We start from the raw sequence: 2,976 nt of genomic DNA, 5'->3' as shown, positions 1-2,976 counted from the left end.
AGCGCCTGCGCTTTTATTGGTTAAGTCCTCGATCGATTAGTATTCGTCAGCTCCATGTGTCGCCACACTTCCACCCCGAACCTATCTACCTCGTCATCTTCAAGGGATCTTACTTACTTGCGTAATGGGAAATCTCATCTTGAGGGGGGCTTCATGCTTAGATGCTTTCAGCACTTATCCCGTCCGCACATAGCTACCCAGCGATGCCTCTGGCGAGACAACTGGTACACCAGCGGTGCGTCCATCCCGGTCCTCTCGTACTAAGGACAGCTCCTCTCAAATTTCCTGCGCCCGCGACGGATAGGGACCGAACTGTCTCACGACGTTCTGAACCCAGCTCGCGTACCGCTTTAATGGGCGAACAGCCCAACCCTTGGGACCGACTACAGCCCCAGGATGCGATGAGCCGACATCGAGGTGCCAAACCTCCCCGTCGATGTGGACTCTTGGGGGAGATAAGCCTGTTATCCCCGGGGTAGCTTTTATCCGTTGAGCGATGGCCCTTCCATGCGGAACCACCGGATCACTAAGCCCGACTTTCGTCCCTGCTCGACTTGTAGGTCTCGCAGTCAAGCTCCCTTGTGCCTTTACACTCTGCGAATGATTTCCAACCATTCTGAGGGAACCTTTGGGCGCCTCCGTTACACTTTAGGAGGCGACCGCCCCAGTCAAACTGCCCACCTGACACTGTCTCCCACCCGGATCACGGGTGTGGGTTAGAAGTTCAACACAGTCAGGGCAGTATCCCACCAGCGCCTCCACCGAAGCTGGCGCTCCGGCTTCCAAGGCTCCTGCCTATCCTGTGCAGACTGTGCCAAAATTCAATATCAGGCTGCAGTAAAGCTCCACGGGGTCTTTCCGTCCTGTCGCGGGTAACCTGCATCTTCACAGGTACTATAATTTCACCGAGTCTCTCGTTGAGACAGTGCCCAGATCGTTGCGCCTTTCGTGCGGGTCGGAACTTACCCGACAAGGAATTTCGCTACCTTAGGACCGTTATAGTTACGGCCGCCGTTTACTGGGGCTTCAATTCAGACCTTCGCTTGCGCTAAGCCCTCCTCTTAACCTTCCAGCACCGGGCAGGCGTCAGCCCCTATACGTCGCCTTGCGGCTTTGCAGAGACCTGTGTTTTTGCTAAACAGTCGCCTGGGCCTATTCACTGCGGCTCTCGCAGGCTTTCACCCGCAAGAGCACCCCTTCTCCCGAAGTTACGGGGTCATTTTGCCGAGTTCCTTAACGAGAGTTCACTCGCTCACCTTAGGATTCTCTCCTCGCCTACCTGTGTCGGTTTGCGGTACGGGCACCTTACATCTCGCTAGAGGCTTTTCTTGGCAGTGTGGAATCGAAGACTTCGGTACTAAAATTCCCTCGTCATCACAGCTCAGCCTTCACGGAAACGGGATTTGCCTCATTTCCAGCCTACCTGCTTAAACACGCGTATCCAGCTGCGTGATCTCCTATCCTCCTGCGTCCCCCCATCACTCAAACGATGCTTGGTGGTACAGGAATATCAACCTGTTGTCCATCGCCTACGCCTTTCGGCCTCGGCTTAGGTCCCGACTAACCCTGAGAGGACGAGCCTTCCTCAGGAAACCTTAGGCATTCGGTGGAAGGGATTCTCACCCTTCTTTCGCTACTCATACCGGCATTCTCACTTCCAGACGCTCCACCAGTCCTTACGGTCTAGCTTCACAGCAGCTGGAACGCTCTCCTACCACTGACACCTAAGGTGTCAATCCACAGCTTCGGTGATACGTTTAGCCCCGGTACATTTTCGGCGCAGAGTCACTCGACCAGTGAGCTATTACGCACTCTTTAAATGGTGGCTGCTTCTAAGCCAACATCCTGGTTGTCTGGGCAACTCCACATCCTTTTCCACTTAACGTATACTTGGGGACCTTAGCTGGTGGTCTGGGCTGTTTCCCTCTTGACTACGGATCTTATCACTCGCAGTCTGACTCCCAAACATAAGTTTCTGGCATTCGGAGTTTGTCTGAATTCGGTAACCCGGGATGGGCCCCTAGTCCAAACAGTGCTCTACCTCCAGAACTCTTCGTTTGAGGCTAGCCCTAAAGCTATTTCGGAGAGAACCAGCTATCTCCAGGTTCGATTGGAATTTCACCGCTACCCACACCTCATCCCCGCACTTTTCAACGTGCGTGGGTTCGGACCTCCAGTGAGTGTTACCTCACCTTCATCCTGGACATGGGTAGATCACCTGGTTTCGGGTCTACGACCTCATACTCATTCGCCCTATTCAGACTCGCTTTCGCTGCGGCTCCGCATCATCTGCTTAACCTTGCATGAAATCGTAACTCGCCGGTTCATTCTACAAAAGGCACGCCATCACCCATTAACGGGCTCTGACTACTTGTAGGCACACGGTTTCAGGATCTCTTTCACTCCCCTTCCGGGGTGCTTTTCACCTTTCCCTCACGGTACTGGTTCACTATCGGTCACTAGGGAGTATTTAGCCTTGGGAGATGGTCCTCCCGGATTCCGACGGAATTCCTCGTGTTCCGCCGTACTCAGGATCCACTCAGGAGAGAAGAGAATTTCAGCTACAGGGCTGTTACCTTGTTTCGCGGGCCTTTCCAGACCGCTTCACTTATCCTCTTCCTTTGTAACTCCATATAGAGTGTCCTACAACCCCAGAAAGCAAGCTTTCTGGTTTGGGCTATGTCCCGTTTCGCTCGCCGCTACTCAGGGAATCGCGTTTGCTTTCTCTTCCTCCGGGTACTTAGATGTTTCAGTTCCCCGGGTATGCCTCCTCATGCCCTATGTATTCAGGCAAGGGTACCATCCCATTACGGATGGCGGGTTTCCCCATTCGGAAATCTCCGGATCAATGCTTACTTACAGCTCCCCGGAGCATATCGGTGTTAGTCCCGTCCTTCGTCGGCTCCTAGTGCCAAGGCATCCACCGTGCGCCCTTTCTAACTTAACCTAAAAAGGCTTACGTGTCTTACTTGGTTT

At 53.6% G+C, this 2,976-nt stretch carries 1 rRNA gene; it reads right to left on the bottom strand.

Going from position 1 to position 2,976, the window contains the following annotated elements:
* Positions 1–16 precede the first annotated feature (16 nt).
* Positions 17–2,947 (bottom strand): 23S ribosomal RNA (locus BLL40_RS16000).
* Between the last annotated feature and the right edge of the window lie 29 nt (positions 2,948–2,976).

The organism is Domibacillus mangrovi (assembly GCF_001906925.1).
Lineage (GTDB): Bacteria > Bacillota > Bacilli > Bacillales > Domibacillaceae > Domibacillus > Domibacillus mangrovi.
The sequence above is the reverse complement of the archived record's forward strand: the minus strand, read 5'-3'. Positions and strand labels throughout refer to the sequence as shown.